This window comes from Imperialibacter sp. EC-SDR9, from assembly GCF_902498805.1.
In the GTDB taxonomy this organism is placed as follows: Bacteria; Bacteroidota; Bacteroidia; order Cytophagales; family Cyclobacteriaceae; genus Imperialibacter.
In genome coordinates this window covers 246,187-263,581 of the sequence record NZ_LR701637.1, presented here as the reverse complement: position 1 = coordinate 263,581, position 17,395 = coordinate 246,187, and the positions used below count along the sequence as shown (strand labels likewise).

The window sequence follows — 17,395 nt, the reverse complement described above, 5'->3', positions numbered from 1 at the left end:
TACCCTTCAATGAAGGCACTATAAAAAATATGCTTGACATTAACAGGCTAACAAGATTACACAATTTTTAGCTTTTTTCGGCAACTGCTTCTTGTTTTCAATTGACCTGCCAAATGAAAAAAGGGAGCGATTAACTCCCTTTTCCGTTCCTTAGGCCTCTGCCAGAGTTTCCGAAAACTCTGAAATTGGAATGCAGCTGCAGAAAAGGTTTCTGTCGCCATAGGCGTTGTCAATCCTGCTCACGCTTGGCCAGAATTTGCTGTTTTTCACGTATTCAAGAGGGAATACTGCCTTTTCCCTGCTGTAAGGCAGCTGCCATACTTCGGCCAGCGCTACTTTCTGAGTGTGTGGTGCATTTTTCAGCACGTTGATCTCACGATCTGCCAGACCTTTTTCTACTTCCCTTACTTCTTCCCTTATGCTGAGCATTGCATTGCAGAACCTGTCCAGCTCAATAATTGACTCACTCTCTGTTGGTTCAATCATCATGGTGCCGGGCACCGGGAACGACATGGTAGGCGCATGGAAGCCGTAATCCATCAGCCTTTTTGCGAGGTCTTCCACTTCCACTCCAAACTGCTTAAACTCTCTGCAATCCACAATCATTTCGTGAGCGCACCGGCCATTTTTTCCGGTGTAAAGAATTTTGTAATCGCCCTTCAATCGCTCCTTGATATAGTTGGCGTTAAGAATCGCCATTTTTGTCGCATTCGTCAATCCTTCACTTCCCATCATAGCTATGTAAGCGTATGATATAGTGAGGATGCTGGCGCTACCGTAGGGTGCAGATGAAATGGACGTAATCGCTTTGTCCCCGCCTGCTTTTACCACCGGATTGCCGGGAAGGAAGGGAGCCAGGTGAGCCCCGACACCAATCGGGCCCATGCCGGGTCCGCCGCCGCCGTGAGGGATGCAGAATGTTTTGTGGAGGTTGAGATGGCAAACGTCAGCGCCAATGCGTGCCGGGCTGGTCAGACCAACCTGGGCATTCATGTTAGCGCCGTCCATGTACACCTGTCCACCATTTTGATGGATAATGTCGCAGATATCTATGATTTCTTCTTCAAACACCCCGTGAGTAGATGGATAAGTCACCATCAGCGCCGATAGATTGTCTTTGTGTTTTTCAGCTTTGGTTTGAAGGTCATTCAGGTCTATATTTCCTTTTTCATCGCAAGCTACGATCACCACCTGCATACCTGCCATTACTGCACTGGCTGGGTTGGTGCCATGCGCTGACGAAGGAATAAGCGCCACGTTGCGGTGGTTGTCGCCCCTGTTCTGATGATAAGCCCTTATTACCATTAAACCGGCATACTCTCCCTGTGCGCCAGAATTTGGTTGCAAAGAAACTGCTGCAAAGCCAGTGATCTCTTTTAGCCAGTCCGAAAGCTCGTTTACCAACTGCTGATAGCCTTTTACCTGACTTGCCGGAGCAAATGGGTGAATGTTCCCAAATTCGGCCCACGTTACCGGAATCATTTCCGATGTGGCATTGAGCTTCATTGTGCACGAGCCAAGGGAAATCATTGAATGCACCAGAGAAAGATCCTTGTTTTCAAGCCATTTCATGTAGCGAAGCAGCTCGTGCTCCGTGTGATGCACATTGAAAATCTGGTGGGTAAGATAGTCGCTTTTGCGTTCCAAAGCCGAAGAGAAGCTCACATCCACATTGCTCGACTGGCCCTCAAGATCAAATCCTGAAGTTGGTTTGCCCGCTATTTCGCTAAAGATGGAGAAAACGACTTTCAGGTCTTCAAGCTGAGTGGTTTCGTCGAGCGAGATGCCAACGTGATCGGACGAGAAGTACCTAAGATTCACCCCCCTGGATTCAGCGAGGGCCTTGATCGCTTCTTTTTTACCCGCTGCCTCTACCTTAAGGGTATCAAAAAACTCAACATTCAGCTGCTTGAAACCAAGGTGAGCCAAACCAGCATTTAGCAGTCTCGCCAAGCCGTTGACTCTTGCGGCGATTTCTTTCAGGCCGTGTGGACCATGATATACGGCATACATGCCAGCCATAACGGCCAATAGAACCTGGGCTGTGCAAATATTGGAAGTGGCCTTTTCTCTTCTGATGTGCTGCTCTCGTGTTTGGAGAGCCATCCGGTAAGCTTTGTTGCCTTCCTTGTCTACGGACACACCAATGATTCTGCCAGGGATTTGTCTTTTGTATTCGTCTTTTGTAGCAAAAAAAGCAGCATGCGGCCCGCCGTAGCCCATTGGCACGCCAAAGCGCTGGCTGCTCCCGATAACCACATCAGCGCCCATTTCTCCGGGAGATGTCAGAAGCGTGAGGCTCAGGAGGTCTGCGGCTACCGCAATCATCAAATCGTTTTCCTTCGCTGCGGCGATAAAGGATGTCAGGTCTTTCACCTCGCCATTAGCATCCGGATATTGAAGCAACGCCCCGTAGAACGAAGTGTCAGTTACATCGAAAGAAGAAAATGGAGCCACTACTAACTCTATGTTCAATGGTTGGGCCCTGGTAACGAGCAAGTCGATCGTTTGTGGGAAGGTATTTTCATCGATAAAGAATTTATGAGCATCTTTTCTCGATTTTTTCCTTAGCTCATGCAGCATGGTCATGGCTTCGGCCGCTGCGGTACCTTCGTCGAGTAAGGAGGCGTTGGCGATCTCCATGCCTGTCAAATCAGATACCACAGTTTGGAAGTTGATAAGTGCTTCCAAACGTCCCTGGGCGATCTCTGCCTGATAAGGAGTGTAGGCTGTGTACCACCCTGGGTTTTCCAATATATTTCTCTGAATAACGGCAGGCACCACGCAATTATAATACCCCATGCCGATATAGCTCTTGAATACCTTGTTGCCGGCAGCCAGTTGCTTGAATTCGTTCAGGAACTGATACTCATTTCTTGGCGCCGGAAGTTGCAGCGGCCGCTCCAGTCGAATCTTTTTTGGAACCGTCTGGTCTATTAATTCATCAATAGACGACACTCCAACAGTTTGAAGCATTGTGGCCAGCTCTTGATCATCTTTGCCGTGATGGCGACTCTCAAAACTAACCCTTTGGTTAACGTTGATCTTCATTAAGTTACCCTCTGAAAATGTGTAGTGATATGAACCTTATTTCTGACTGCAAAGGTATAATTTAATGTGAAGATATTTTGTTCCGGTTTTCAAATAAAATGTGGAATTGATATGGAAGGTTTACCTGAAAAGAATAAAATTGCCCCGGTTAACCCAAAGTAATCATGATTCAAAAATTTTCATTATTTGCGCTCGCCCTGGTAATTAGCTTAGCTGCATTTGCCCAGGATAAAAAGGCGATAAAAATCTCGAAGACCATCACCAAAGAAGACCTCTATGCCCGGCTCGAAGTGTTAACTTCCGATAGCCTGGAGGGTAGGGAAACAGCCACCGAAGGTCAGCGAAAGGCGGCGGCTTTTATAGCGGCACAGTTTAAGCAATACGGACTACAACCAATTGTTCCAGAGGCCAACTCAAAATCCTACTTTCAGCGTTTCCCGCTGCAAAAATCTCAATGGACCGATGTTTATGTAAAAGCAGGTGCGACAAAGCTGGAGAACGGAACCGACTTGCTGTATTTTGGCTCTGCCAGTACTTCCAACGAAGTGACTGCCGAGGTGATTTTTATTGGTGATTTGGGGCAGGCCTCTGGCATTGTCAAAAATGGGGCTTTCAATAATAGAATTGTTGCCGTGAGAAGCCAGGATAGCAGATCGTGGACATCAATTAGAAGGCAGTTTGCCGAAGCCAACGTTAGGGGCCTCCTTGTATTTGGCGGCGAATCGGATGGTCAATTTAAAACTGTAGTCGGTCGATACAAGAACTATATTACAGCCTCACGTCTAAGCCTTAGTAGTGAGGGAGATAGCAGCAACGAAGGCCCTTTTGTTTTCATTGTTTCGCCCGATGCCGCAAAGGGTGTCTTTGGCCTATCTATTGAAGAGTTGATGGAGGGTGCTTCAGGCGCAGAGCAACCGATGGCTAGTATCAGCTTTAAGGCAGAAAGAACCACCGAGGAGGTGATAACTGAGAATGTGCTTGGGTTTCTGGAAGGGACTGACAAGAAAGACGAGGTGCTGGTAGTGACGGCCCACTACGACCACCTTGGCAAAAGAGACGATGTTATTTACCATGGTGCAGACGACGACGGATCGGGCACGAGTGCAGTGTTGGAAATAGCCCAGGCTTTTAGCGAAGCAAAAAAGAAGGGCAACGGCCCCCGCAGAAGCATATTATTCATGACGGTGACGGGGGAGGAAAAAGGCCTTCTTGGGTCGGAGTACTACACCGATCATCCGGTGCTGCCGCTTAGTAAAACCGTTGCCAATTTGAACATCGACATGATTGGCAGGGTAGATGATGCGCATTTGGACAATGAGAATTACATCTATGTGATTGGTTCGGACAAGTTGTCGCAGGACCTTCATCAGCTTTCTGAAAAGGCAAATAAAGACTACACCAACCTTGTGCTGGACTATACTTATAATGACGAGAACGACCCAAACCGGTTCTATTATCGCTCTGACCACTACAACTTCGCAAAGAACAACGTGCCGATTATTTTCTACTTTAATGGTGTCCATGCCGATTACCACCGCCCCACCGATACGATCGAGAAAATTGCGTTCGACAAGATGACCGCCATCACTAAGCTGGTTTTCTTTACAGCCTGGGAAGTGGCTAACAGGGAAGAGCGGATTAAACTAGACTAGCGGAGTCACAAGCAAACGGTGCTAAAAGAATGCAAAAGGCCCTTGAACTTCAGTTCAAGGGCCTTTTTAGTGTGGGCTAGAAACAACTTGAGGGATCGGCAAAGCCACATCCCCCAAGATCTTTTCAACCAGCTATGGAAAGAAAGACTTATCCATCTTTCTGTATCAAATGTATGCTTTTCACCTCAAACAAAATTTTCGATTAGATGAACCCCCCAAATTCTTCGATGAATTCTGTAGATTCACAGATCAACGTTTTTTCCTTTTGTTCTTTTTGGGTGTTGGCTTCTTAAATTGACCTTTCGGATGCTTCTTGTCATGAAAGGCACCTTTGAAATCCGGGTCATCTTTTCTTTTCTGATGATCCACTTCCCTGGCCATGTCTTGCTGCTCTTCGAAAGGGGTTTCTTCAATGATCAAATCTTTCGGCAAGCGGTGTACGGAAATTTGTTTTCGGATAAGCTCTTCTATTTTTCGAAGGTGATATTCTTCAGCAGGGTTAACAAAAGTCCAGGCTGAGCCTGCCTTGTAAATTCGCCCTGTTCGTCCTATCCTGTGCACATAATCTTCGTACAGCACAGGCACATCAAAATTGATAACATGGCTCACCATGCTCACGTCGAGGCCTCGTGAGCTCACATCCGTAGCTACCAGGATTTTGCTGTCGCCAGCTTTAAAGGCCTCAAAAGCGTTGATTCTGGCATTCTGGTCTTTATTGCCATGAATCACCTTTACAGATGGATTGATTTTTCGGTGTATAAATTTATAAAGGTTGTTGGCAGTGTCTTTTGTTTTGGTGAATATAATGACCTTGTCAACTGCCTCCGTTTGATGCAGGAACCAGTTGAGCATGTGAATCTTCGTCTTGAAGTTTGGTATGAGATACACCCGCTGTTCAATTGTTTCGAGCGTACTCGACTGAGGGGCTACTTCAACTGTCTGAGGAAACTCCAGAAACTCCTCTGAGAGCTTCACTACTTTTTCGGGCATGGTGGCAGAAAACAACATGTTTTGCCTCTTGACGGGAATCACCTCCAGTATCTTCCTTATCTGCGGCATAAAGCCCATGTCCATCATTCGGTCAGCTTCATCCAGCACGAGTGTTTTAATTTGGCGTGGATGGATAGCCTCTGCGTGATAAAGCTCGGTGAACCGACCGGGGGTGGCCACGATCAAGTCCACACCTTTTTTTAACTCTTCAATCTGAAGCTTTGGCCCCTTTCCGCCGTAGAGGCCCACTACCCGAAGGTCGGTGTAGGTGGCCAGCTTTCGGGCATTCTCTTCGATCTGCATCACAAGCTCCCGGGTGGGTGCCAGAATGAGCGCTCTCGGGTCGTTGCCTTGTGCATATTTAATCTTCAAAAGAATGGGAATCAGGTAGGCCGCTGTTTTGCCCGTGCCGGTTTGCGCTATGCCGAACAGGTCGTGGCCAGCGTTCGCCACAGGAATGGCCTTGGCCTGAATAGGAGTGGGCGATTTATAACCCAAATCGGCGATAGCGTTCAGGAGTTGCTTATTCAGCTTGAACGATTCGAAGCCGGCCGACTCCTCCATAAAATTTTTGTTATCTATCATGCCAGAGGCCCCTGTTTGGGTATATAAATGTAAATTTGCATATCAAATAGTCCATCCTATGAAGACGAAGCTGATTGTAAATGCAAATATAGTGAACGAAGGCAAGGTACGTGCCGGAGATGTGTTGGTGAAGGGCCAGTATATCGAAAAGATAGGTTCGCACTTGACCGATGACGCCGACGAGGTGATAGATGCCGACGGCAAATACCTGTTGCCTGGGGTAATCGACGATCAGGTGCATTTTCGTGAGCCGGGCCTCACACATAAGGCGACCATTTATACCGAGGCCAGGGCGGCTGTGGCCGGGGGAGTCACATCATTTATGGAAATGCCCAACACAGTGCCCAACGCATTAACTCAGCAGCTACTGGAGGATAAATATGAAATAGCCAGGCAAACATCGCTGGCTAACTACTCTTTTTTCATGGGAGCCAGCAACGACAACCTGGAGGAAGTACTAAAAACGAATCACCGGAATGTGTGTGGCATCAAGGTGTTTATGGGTTCTTCCACTGGTAATATGTTGGTAGACAATACGCAGGTGCTGGAAGGGCTTTTTAGCAAGGTAGACATGCTCATAGCAACTCATTGCGAAGACGAAGCCACTATCAGGGCTAACACCGAAATATTCAGGAAAAAGTATGGCGAAGATGTGCCTATTGAATGCCACCCCCTCATTCGAAGTGAAGAAGCTTGCTATCTCTCGTCATCAATGGCAGTGGGCTTGGCAAAGAAGCACGGCACCAAGCTACACATTCTGCATATTTCAACCGGGAAGGAAACGGCACTATTCGACAATTCAATTCCTCTGGCAAAAAAAAGGATAACGGCTGAGGCATGTGTTCACCACCTTTGGTTTTCGGATGAGGACTATGCGAGCAAAGGGACACTTATTAAGTGGAACCCGGCTGTGAAAAAGGCAAGCGACAGGGAACAGATATGGAAAGCTTTGTTGGAAGACAGAATCGACGTGGTGGCTACTGATCATGCGCCCCACACCTGGGAAGAGAAACAAAATAGTTATTTCAATGCACCTTCCGGTGGGCCGTTGATTCAACATTCGCTCGTGGCGATGCTTGAAAAACAGCGGGAGGGCAAAATAAGTATGGAACGGCTGGTGGAAAAAATGTGCCACAACCCAGCTATTTTGTTTCAAATTGAAAAACGAGGCTTTATCAGAGAGGGTTATTTTGCTGATTTGGTGATTGCCGACACTAGCTCCACCTGGATGGTGGAGAAGTCAAATATCCTTGCGAAATGTGGGTGGTCGCCTTTTGAAGGGCAAATCTTTCATTCAAAAATTGACACTGTCCTTGTTTCAGGGCACAGGGCTTATCACAAAGGCCAATTGGATGAAACTAAAAAAGGTGAAAGATTATTATTTACAAGAGACTAAGTGCTTTGCAAAATTGATGAATGCCATTAACTTTGCAGTCCCAAAATTACATGGTGGTTGTAGCTCAGCTGGTTAGAGCGCCTGATTGTGGTTCAGGAGGTCGCCGGTTCGAACCCGGTCTTCCACCCTTGTGAAATGAAGAAGCCCTCAGTGAGGGCTTTTTTTATACCCCATTTTTTCCCAACGAGTTAAGTATCATTTTTCCTTTCCAGTTTCAATGATTTAATTGACATGACCTTAACCCATTGTGCGATGAAAGCATTGATTTTTTCTTTTCTCCTCAGTTTTTTAGCAATCCCACTGGTGGCTCAGCCGCAAGCATGGAACATTCAACGGGAAGTGGTCAGAATTCCCATGAGGGACGGCGTTAGCCTGGAGGCTATTCTGTATAAGCCAGCAGGAAAAGGTAGATTTCCCGCCATTGTGTACAGGACGCCCTATGGCAAAGATGAGTATGATGGTTACGCCATGTTTCCCCTTGCTGCAGCAAAAGAAGGGTTTGCCGTTTTTCTGGTGGACGTTAGGGGGCGTTTCGGGAGCGAGGGGGAATTCAGAGCTTATCATCAGGAGCGGCCCGATGGCTATGATTTAATAGAATGGGTGGGCAAACAGCCCTATGTGAACGGAAGAGTTGGTACATATGGAGGATCCTATCCAGGTATTGTTCAGTGGCTGGCATTGTCAGAGGCACCCGAGGCGCTTAAAGCTGCGGCACCCGACATGACCCCGATCAATAGCCACTATTTTTATTATTTCGGCGGAGCTTTTTCAATGCCCTGGCTTGATTGGTTTATGCCGTTCATAGTCCCTGACCTTCGTAAAAAAGCCAATGATACCTCGGGCCCCTGGCATGACGGGGAGGCATATGACGACTGGGTGAAAGAAAGAGAAAGTTGGTACAAACACAGGCCGTTGTCCGACATGCCGCTGCTGAAAAAATATGCGCCATATTACTACGACTGGCTCTCGCACCCTGACAAGTCAGACTGGTGGGACTTTGCCTCGGTAGAAAAAGACTTTGGGAAAATGCAGGCACCTGCCTTGCTACTCAGTGGCTGGTACGATGCTGCCTATGGGCCCCTCGGCGCTATTCAGGCTTTTCAGGAAATGAAAACAAAAGCCGCTACCGCCATGGCGAGAGAAAACACCACACTGATTCTTGGCCCATGGAACCACACATCGATAACCGTGAGGAAGACAAATTTTGGAGAGGTCGACTTTGGGCCGTCGGCGGGTTTCGACTTCGACAGGGTTTTGATCGACTGGTTCACCATTCACTTAAAAAAAGAGGAGGCTCCCATGCCTGACCCTGTGAGTGTTTTTGTGATGGGCGCTAATGAATGGAAAACGTTTAGCGACTGGCCCGTACCCAATATCGAAAGCACCACGTTTTATTTGGCAGCTGGTGCCGACAACAAAAGTGGGAAGCTTGTATTGCAGCTTTCAAAAAAGGCGAAAACCATGTCTTACACCTTTGATCCAAATAATCCCGTGTATGATAAAAGTTTCGAAAAAAGCTATCCCTTCGACCAAAGAGAAATCGAAGCCCGGGAGGATGTGTTGGTCTTTACTTCCGAAGTTTTGGAGGAGGACATTGAAGTAGTTGGCCTGGTAGAGGCCGCTTTGGAAGTAAGCTCCTCAGCGAAGGACACAGATTTTCATATAGTGCTGTGCGATGTCTATCCCGACGGCAAGTCAATTAACCTGAGTGGGCTGGATGCTGGCTATTTAAGGATGCGCTACCGGGAAGGGCTTGAGAGGCAGGTGTTGATGGAGCCGGAGAAGGTTTATCCGATATCTATCGATAATATGGCTACGGCTAATTTGTTTAAAGCCGGGCATCGCATCAGACTGTACATTACCAGCAGCAGCTTTCCGCACTATGACCCGAACCCGAACACAGGAACGAACATTGCCACGGAAGCAAACCTGATTCCGGCTGTCAATAAAGTCCATGTGGGTGGTAAGAATGCCTCGAAATTGATCTTGCCAACAGTGAAAAAGTAGTGACTGCGCTTTTATTTTACTCTAAGCTGAAAACCGACGCTATGATGGTTTTCAATTTGAACATTCGGATCGTGCCTGAGATACTTTCTGAGACGTGACACAAAAACGTCAAGACTTCTTCCGGCGAAATAGTCGTCGTCGCCCCAAAGCTGCAAAAGAATTTCGTCTCTTTTCACTAGCTGATTCTTGCGACACACCAGCATGAAAAGCAAGTCATTTTCTCTTCTTGTGAGCTTGGTTTCGCCATCTTTGAAATGCAAGCGGAGCGTGTCGGTGTTGAGTGTATACTCGCCAATGGCCAATAGCTGAGAAGTTGGCTTTTCCTCAGCAGGCGTGGTTCTTTTTACAAACACTGCTACACGAAAAAGCAACTCCTCCATACTAAATGGCTTCGTGATGTAGTCGTCTGCTCCAATGGAGAAGCCCTTCAGCTTGTCTTCCTGAAGCGAGCGGGCAGTGATGAAAAGGATTGGAACAGATGAATTGGTTGCCCGGATGCTCTTAGCCAATGTAAACCCGTCTACTTTTGGCAACATAATGTCCAGAAGGCACAGGTCGAAAGTGTTGGCTTTAAAAAATTTCTGAGCATCCAGTCCGTTTGTGGCATGAACCACCTCATAGCCACCTTGCTCCAGGTTGTCCTTCAGCACAAAGCCCAGGCTTGGGTCATCCTCTACCAGTAGCAGTTTTGGCCTATTTTTCATGAACTGCTGGGATTTTGATTCGAAAGGCGGTTCCCCTTCCGGGCGTTGAACTTACTGTAATGTCACCGTTATGGGCTTTGACGATTTGCTTTACATAAAACAAGCCCAATCCAAAACCTGAAACATCCTGCACATCTCCGGATGGCACCCGGTAAAATTTCTTGAAAACGTGTTTCAGCGATTGAGCAGGAATGCCCCTACCCTCGTCCTTAAATGTAAGGAGCACCTCGTGGCCAGTGTCGGTAATATCCAGGCTGATGACGGGGGCACCCTCCGAATATTTGATGGAGTTGTCGAGCAAATTGCCCAGCACATTTTGAAAGTGGAGGGTGTCAGTTTTTATTTTGCTGCCATGGCAATGGCATTCCAGTTGCCATTTCCCGCCAGCAACTTGCACTTTTTCCCGGGCCGTCTGGTCAAACTCCTCTAGCAGGTCAGCCACTGACTGTAGCTGCATGTGTAATTGCAGTTTGTTTTTTTCTACCAGGGCTATCTGCAACACCTCTTCCACATGGCTTTGCAATCTGTCGGCCTCTTTTTCGATCAAAGAAGCGTATTTGTGAAGCCGTTCTTTCGAGTCCTTTTCGTTGGCCGACCGGATTACTTCTGCCGACAGCTTAATGGTCGACAAGGGAGTCTTGAACTCATGGGTCATGTTGTTGATAAAATCCCGCTGTATTTCTGAGAGTCTTTTTTGCCTTGCCATTACCACCATGGCGTAGGCAAAGAACCCTATCACAAGCAGTAACCCTCCCGAAGAGTACACCAGAAAGTCCATTCTGCCCAGAAGGTACCCTTGTCTTGAAGGAAACAGCACCCCGAAATAATACTGGTCTTCTTTTAGCGAGGGGAAGCTTGCCTTGACCAACTTCCCTTTGTTTTCTGAAACCTGATTTCCATAAACCATGAGTTGCGACTGGCAATCGTATATGCCATACTCAAAATCGGTGAAAATATTCCGCTTGTTCAATTCGGCGGTCAGGAAGTATTCCAGGGTTTGGGGCTGTAATACCTGTGAAGTTCGTACGATATAATAATTAGCCGATATCTGCTCAATGGGATTGTAGGCCGGCACATCTAAGCCATCGGTTTGGCACAGCGACTCCACAACATTGCGTAGTGCGAGATGAAGATTATGGTCGAAAGTTCTGGACTCAGCAATGTAGGCCTGCCTGATCCAAAGAAATTGAATCAGCAGAACTCCGGCTACTGAGAGTGCTCCGAGTGAGGTGATAAGCCTGATTGAACGAGTCCTCATGATTCAAAATTAAACAATCCATTGATGAACAGTGTGCCATTAACATTTCATTAACACTTGTTATGCTTTCATTAACAGCCTTTTAAAGTTTCAGTACGGACATTTGAATCGTTATTTATTTTTTCACTAAAACACATTAATTATGAAAAAGAACATTGTTGCACTAGCAGGGCTCTTCGTCGCCTTTATTGCTCTTTCAAGCTTTCGTCCTGCCGCCGAGTCATTGTCATTCAAGGCAATGACTTACGACTTTGGCAAGATTGCGAAGGGTGCGCCGGCAAGCCACAACTTTGACTTTACGAACCCATCCAGCGAGTCAATTACCATCACCAAGGTGACGGCATCTTGTGGGTGCACTGTAACGGACTACACGAAAGGTAGTATTGGCGAGGGTAGTGAAGGGTTTGTGAAAGCTACTTATAATGCTGCAAAGACAGGGGCTTTTAGTAAGACTGTGAGCGTTTATCACAGTGGCTCCGAAGCTCCTATTGTGCTGACCATTAAAGGAGAAGTAGTAGAATAGTGATATAAGGGTGTTGGGGCTGATTTATGTTTCAGCCCTATACCCTTCCCATTTTTTAACCTGACACAGAAAAGAGCAGACGGTGAAAAGGCAGACCATGAAGTATTTTACCAGCCCAAAAGAGCTACCCGCAAGGGTTCGCAATACATTGACTATTGCGGCCTTAGTCGTGGGTGTGGTGGTAGGCATTGCTGCCATTTTCGAGAAGCCCATCATCAAGGCAGCGACCGACTTTTTTAGCACTTGCTAAGCTTACCTCCCCATTTAAGCCTTTGTTTATTTCGAATTGTTTCTCAAACTTTGCTGGCTAGCAAGTCGCACGTTGCTGCTTCGATGGTTCATTTTGGGAAGTTAGCTCAGTTGGTTTAGAGCACCGCCTTGACAGGGCGGGGGTCGCAGGTTCGAGTCCTGTACTTCCCACCAATGCAGCCGGTAACAACCCGGCCTTCCTGAATACATAGTTTCTACCCCGCCCCTCAAAACAAGACTTTTGATGTCAATTAGAATTGCTTTTTACACCCTTTGCTTTATTGTTTTGGTAGCCTGCCATGGCAAAAGCGACAAGAATGACTATGCTGAGGAAAAAGCGAGAGCACCCTTCGAGGCGGCTGCTTCAATGGGAATCATAAAAGAAAGTAGCCTCGATGAAATTTCAGGGATAGTGGCTAGTCAGAGATACCCCGGCTTTTATTGGGTGCACAACGATAGTGGCGGCAGTCCTTCCGTTTACCTGATCGACAGCCTGGCCCAGCTCAAAGCCGAAATTAGATTGGAGGGGCTTATCAACCGTGACTGGGAGGATATCGCCATTGGTCCAGGGCAGGACGGGGCCTATTTGCTTTACGTAGGTGAAATAGGGGACAATAGAGCTGTTTATGGCAATTACTCCATCTATTCGTTTCCCGAACCAGAATTGAATATGGCGGGAGAGATTCAATCTCTCAGCATCAGCGACTTTTCAACGTATCAATTTCAATACCCTGATGGCTCACGGGATGCAGAAACCTTGCTGGTCGACCCCACCAACCGTGACATCATCATTATATCTAAAAGAGGGGACAATGTTATTGTCTATCATTGGCCTTTTGCGGAGCAGACCCCCGAACCCTATGTGCTGCACAAGGTGGGTGGCATCCCGTTCTGGATGATTGTGTCGGGAGACATATCGCCAGATGGACAGGAGCTTTTACTTAAAAACTACGAATCGATATTTTACTGGAAGAAGGAGCCCGGCGTTCCCTGGCTGGAAGCGATCATGACGAACCCTCACAGACTTCCGTACCAACCGGAGCCACAGGGTGAGGCCGTTGCGTTTACAACAAGCGGCCGTGACTACGTCACGCTAAGTGAAGGAAAAGGTTTCCATGACTCTCAGCACCTCTATTTCTACCGAAGAAAAAGTGAGGAATAGACGTTATTGGGTTAACACAAACTGACCAATGTCAGGTTTTCTGAATATTGAGGTCATGTCAGGGGGAATTGGGAAGCTTTAAGTTTACTTTTAATTAGCAACCTTGTAATCCTACAAAGACATGAACATCAAAAACATACTTGTACCGACAGACTTCTCTCCGTGTTCGAAGAATGCTGTTAGAATTGCAGTAGACCTTAGCAAGAAGCTAGGTGCTAAAATCCACCTTATCAATGCCATTCATGTGCCAACGCCGCATATGGACATCGGCGGCCAGGCCATTATTGAACCAATGCTGGAAGAGTACGAGGAGGAAATAGACAAGAAATTCGACGCTTTGGATGAAGAAATTCCAGGGTTGAAGGATGTTAAGCATGATCATAGAGCGTATATATCTTTCACCATTGACGCTATTTATACGGCGATGGAAACCAAGAAGATTGATATGATTGTGATGGGCACAAAAGGCAGTCATGACACGCTTGAGAAGCTGCTCGGCGGGGTAAGCAGCGAAGTGATTCGAATTGCTGATGTGCCAGTGCTGGTGGTGCCTGAAACTACCAAACAATTCAAACCGAAGAAGATAGTATTTGCTGCTGACTTCAATAAGATAGAGTCAATAGGAAGGCTAAGTCCGTTGAAGGATATTGCCGAGCTTTTCGAAGCTGAAATCACAATCGTCAATGTTACTGAGGATGACAAATTTCCATTTAGCCGTCTGGTGGAGAGCTTCAAAGTCGACAAATTTCTTAAGAACATTAAGCACTCTTTCGAGACTACAAAGAATGATGATGTAAGAGCCGGGCTTTTTGAATTTGCCGAAAAAAACTCAGCTGACATGATTGCCATGATGCCTAGAAAGCATTCTCTTTTTGAAAAGATTTTCAAAAGCAGTGTTACAAAAAAAGTGGCCATGGGTGTCAAGGTGCCTTTGCTCACCTTTCACGAGTAACACAATATAGAAGGCTATTTGGCATGAAGACCCTGGGTACAAGCACTCAGGGTTTTTTATTGGCCTTTGAATACAAAACCCAGGGCAAAGCCAATAAGAATTATAATGGGGCGAGGCATTTTAGTGAACTGAAGCACCAGAAAAGTAATAATGATCACCAGAATATTGAGGAGGTTTTGCTCCAGGGGCTGGTAAAGCAAAAAAGCCGCTGCTACCACCATGCCCGCACTGGCGGCATTGATCCCCTCCAGCGAGGCTTTTACAGGCCGGTACTTTTTGAGCTGATCCCAAAACCTGGATACGAAGAAGATCAGGAAAGTGCCTGGGAGAAACACACCTATTGAGGCGATAACCGCACCCATTATTTCGCCGCTTGTCCCCCATTCCCGCATGGTAAGAGCTCCGATAAAAGCACTGAAAGAAAAAGTAGGGCCCGGAATCGCTTGTACCAGGGCGTAGCCAGAAAGGAATTCCTCTGAGCTGAGGTAGCTTTTGAATTCCACAAACTCCGTATACAGAAAGGGAACAAGTACCTGCCCTCCGCCAAAGATGAGGCTTCCGTTCCGGTAAAAGTTCTCAAATAACCTTATTGGCAGCGTGATGGCCTGGTACTTTGTAGCTGCGCCAAGTAGCGCTGCAAATATCAGCACGCCTCCCCAGAGGAAAAAGTTGGCCCATACGATGTTTATCTTTTGACGCTCTTCTTTTTCGTGCCTTTTGTATTTGGTGGAAGAGATTACTCCACCTGCGAGCAGAAGTACGGGGAACAAATAGGGAGAGCTGATAAAATAGGAGATTACTGCTGATCCAATCGCTAAAAAAATGCTTGTCCGGCTTTTTACCACCTTGCCCCAGATAAGCACGGCTGAATAAGCAACAAAAGCTATCGCCATGGGCTGGATAAACCGGGTAAAATGAAGGCTAAGCTCTTTTACCTGTAGACTGTTGATCAGGATAGCGGCCGCCGTCATGATAGTCACAGCTGGCAAAATCCAAACCAGCAGTGTCAGATATGCCAAAGGCGGCCCTCCCCTTTTGAAGCCTATAGCGGTAATTGTTTGTGTAGAGGTGGGGCCGGGTAGCAGGTTGCACAGCGCATGAAGCTCTATCAACTCCTCTTCCGTTAAATATGCCCTGAGCTTCACCATCCTGTCGAGAATGATGGCAAAATGTGCTTGAGCACCGCCAAATGAAGTGATGGCGAGGATGAAAACGTCTTTGAGAAAGATGAAATTGCGAATATTGCGCATGGCAATACTATTTCTTGAGGCCTATTTCAGCTAACCTCTGTTGGAGGAAGGCTCCAGCTGTTATGTCATCGTATTTTTTAGGATGTTCACTATCAACACAGCTTTCCAGGCAGGTGAGATCCATGTCGGACCGGGGATGCATAAAAAAAGGAATCGAATACCTTGAGGTATGCATGAGGTCTCTGGGAGGGTTTACTACCCTGTGGATAGTGCTTTTAAGCTTGTCGTTTGTTAATCTGGCGAGCATATCACCTACGTTTACTACCAACTGCTCAGGTAGTGCCGTAATTGGGATCCATTTCCCATCTCTCCTCAAAACCTGAAGGCCATCAGCACTGGCTCCCATCAGCAGCGTGATAAGGTTGATGTCGCCATGTTCGGCGGCCCTTACTGCATCGGCAGGAATGGCATCGGGGTTCTCAATAGGAAAATAATGGATGGGCCTTAGGATACTGTTCCCATTTTTCACCCTTGATTCAAAATAGTCTTCATCGAGCTCAAGATACAATGCAATGGCTCTCAGCATCGCTCTTCCTGCGTTTTCAATAGTTCTGTAAGCTGTCAGGGCAATTCCTTCGAATTCTGGAATCTCTTCAGGCCAAATATTGTCAGGGTACTCTTCTTTGATCGGGTCGTTGTCGGTTACTTCCTGGCCGATATGATAAAACTCTTTTAAATCGCCGGTCGACCTTCCCTTCGCATGCTCCTTTCCCTTGGAAATATACCCCCTTTGACCAGCCAGCTCCGGTTTTTCATATTTTTGTTTTACTGCGTCAGGTTCGTCAAAGAACTTCTTGATGATACTGTAGAGCTTTTGCTGTAATTCGTCGGTCAAGCCGTGATTTTTGATAGAAACAAAGCCTATGTTGTTGTATGCTTCCCCGAGTTTCTCAACAAATTTTTTCTTTTTTTCAGCGTCTCCGGAAGTGAAATCAGCCAAATCGAGAGAGGGAACCGCATCAAATAGGACCTGGGCCATAGTTGCTTGTATTTTGTATAATGATAGTGAAAAACGAAAAAAAAAGCCACCATACTAACTTCCAAGTCACGTTGACTAAGTATGGTGGCTTTTTAGCTATTTTTTTGAAATTACTTCACGGTAATCTTAATGCTGGTGGCCATTTCAGGGCCATACGATGTGTGAACACCGTCAGCGAATTGTAGCGATATAGTGTAGTCGCCCGGAGCAAGCTCAAGCTGCGTGTCAGTCTGGCCTTTGCCAAAGTGAATGGTTGAATCACTGGAAGGAATTACTTCGCCTTTTGGCCAAAACTCCTGATTGATAAGTATATGATGATGGCCAAAACCTTCTTTGACCTGTCCTGCTGGTTCAATCTGCATGCCTTCCACACCCATTTCCACAAATACAGGGCTGCTTACCGTGGCTCCGTCGGTAGGAGATTTGAAAAACACCCGGGGCTTAACTGCTTCGGCAACGGCTTCTGTTGCTTCCGGAGTGCTGGCCGTCTCTTCTGTGTTTTCTGTTTTTGGACTAGAGCATGCATATACACCAAATGCTACCATAGCTCCTAAAAGAATTTTTCTCATAATTGACAATTTTTGTTGGTTCGTGTAAAATTATAACTCTTACCACGAAATAACCATCATAGCAGCAA

At 46.7% G+C, this 17,395-nt stretch carries 14 protein-coding genes and 2 tRNA genes; 9 read left to right on the top strand and 7 right to left on the bottom strand.

Translation table 11 applies throughout. The features are described 5' to 3' along the window. Nucleotides 1-150 precede the first annotated feature (150 nt). Nucleotides 151-3,051, bottom strand: coding sequence for an aminomethyl-transferring glycine dehydrogenase (gene gcvP / locus GC130_RS26545; RefSeq protein ID WP_152001397.1), 2,901 nt, complete (start codon nt 3,049-3,051; stop codon nt 151-153). A gap of 164 nt (nt 3,052-3,215) precedes the next feature. Between gcvP and GC130_RS26540 the strand changes: the two genes are divergently transcribed. Next, nucleotides 3,216-4,703, top strand: coding sequence for a M28 family peptidase (locus tag GC130_RS26540; RefSeq protein WP_152001396.1), 1,488 nt, complete (start codon nt 3,216-3,218; stop codon nt 4,701-4,703). A gap of 249 nt (nt 4,704-4,952) precedes the next feature. Here GC130_RS26540 and GC130_RS26535 read toward each other — a convergent pair whose 3' ends face one another. Further along, nucleotides 4,953-6,278: a DEAD/DEAH box helicase gene (locus GC130_RS26535; protein ID WP_226940618.1), complete on the bottom strand. Its 1,326-nt coding sequence runs from the start codon at nt 6,276-6,278 to the stop codon at nt 4,953-4,955. A gap of 58 nt (nt 6,279-6,336) precedes the next feature. On the opposite strand from GC130_RS26535, the gene GC130_RS26530 reads away from it, so the two are divergent. The 3 genes from GC130_RS26530 (at nt 6,337) to GC130_RS26520 (ending at nt 9,681) form a co-directional block, all read left to right on the top strand. Continuing rightward, a complete protein-coding gene (locus GC130_RS26530; protein ID WP_152001395.1) occupies nt 6,337-7,674 on the top strand; it encodes a dihydroorotase in 1,338 nt (445 codons plus the stop codon). Nucleotides 7,675-7,726: 52 nt separating this feature from the next. After that, nucleotides 7,727-7,802: transfer RNA gene (locus GC130_RS26525), tRNA-His, on the top strand. Nucleotides 7,803-7,926: 124 nt separating this feature from the next. Further along, complete coding sequence (locus GC130_RS26520) at nt 7,927-9,681, top strand: CocE/NonD family hydrolase (protein WP_193218032.1); 1,755 nt, start codon at nt 7,927-7,929, stop codon at nt 9,679-9,681. An 11-nt stretch (nt 9,682-9,692) separates the two neighbouring features. Here GC130_RS26520 and GC130_RS26515 read toward each other — a convergent pair whose 3' ends face one another. Continuing rightward, nucleotides 9,693-10,385: a response regulator transcription factor gene (locus GC130_RS26515; protein ID WP_152001393.1), complete on the bottom strand. Its 693-nt coding sequence runs from the start codon at nt 10,383-10,385 to the stop codon at nt 9,693-9,695. Beyond that, nucleotides 10,375-11,643 carry a sensor histidine kinase KdpD gene (locus GC130_RS26510; protein ID WP_152001392.1) on the bottom strand — a complete coding sequence of 423 codons (1,269 nt, stop codon included), beginning with the start codon at nt 11,641-11,643 and terminating at the stop codon, nt 10,375-10,377. The genes GC130_RS26515 and GC130_RS26510 overlap by 11 nt, the downstream gene beginning before the upstream one ends. Before the next feature lie 142 nt (nt 11,644-11,785). Between GC130_RS26510 and GC130_RS26505 the strand changes: the two genes are divergently transcribed. The 5 genes from GC130_RS26505 to GC130_RS26490 all read left to right on the top strand — a co-directional run bounded on the left by GC130_RS26505 (nt 11,786) and on the right by GC130_RS26490 (nt 14,529). Beyond that, entirely contained in the window at nt 11,786-12,166 is a 381-nt protein-coding gene (locus tag GC130_RS26505) for a DUF1573 domain-containing protein (protein ID WP_152001391.1), read from the top strand. 97 nt (nt 12,167-12,263) lie between these two features. Next, nucleotides 12,264-12,416, top strand: a complete 153-nt coding sequence (locus GC130_RS28765) for a hypothetical protein (RefSeq protein WP_193218031.1) — start codon at nt 12,264-12,266, stop codon at nt 12,414-12,416. A gap of 95 nt (nt 12,417-12,511) precedes the next feature. Next, nucleotides 12,512-12,589 (top strand) — tRNA-Val (locus GC130_RS26500). Nucleotides 12,590-12,659: 70 nt separating this feature from the next. Continuing rightward, complete coding sequence (locus GC130_RS26495; RefSeq protein WP_152001390.1) at nt 12,660-13,577, top strand: hypothetical protein; 918 nt, start codon at nt 12,660-12,662, stop codon at nt 13,575-13,577. Between the two features lie 121 nt (nt 13,578-13,698). Next, nucleotides 13,699-14,529, top strand: coding sequence for a universal stress protein (locus GC130_RS26490; protein WP_152001389.1), 831 nt, complete (start codon nt 13,699-13,701; stop codon nt 14,527-14,529). Between the two features lie 56 nt (nt 14,530-14,585). Here the strand turns inward: GC130_RS26490 and chrA are convergent, their stop codons facing one another. The 3 genes from chrA to GC130_RS26475 all read right to left on the bottom strand — a co-directional run bounded on the left by chrA (nt 14,586) and on the right by GC130_RS26475 (nt 17,327). Next, on the bottom strand, nt 14,586-15,779 hold the full coding sequence (gene chrA, locus GC130_RS26485; protein WP_152001388.1) for a chromate efflux transporter: 1,194 nt from the start codon (nt 15,777-15,779) through the stop codon (nt 14,586-14,588). Nucleotides 15,780-15,786: 7 nt separating this feature from the next. Next, nucleotides 15,787-16,758 (bottom strand): isopenicillin N synthase family oxygenase, encoded by a 972-nt coding sequence (locus GC130_RS26480; protein ID WP_152001387.1) that lies wholly within the window; start codon nt 16,756-16,758, stop codon nt 15,787-15,789. 110 nt (nt 16,759-16,868) lie between these two features. Continuing rightward, on the bottom strand, nt 16,869-17,327 hold the full coding sequence (locus GC130_RS26475) for a DUF4399 domain-containing protein (RefSeq protein WP_201568589.1): 459 nt from the start codon (nt 17,325-17,327) through the stop codon (nt 16,869-16,871). Nucleotides 17,328-17,395 lie beyond the last annotated feature (68 nt).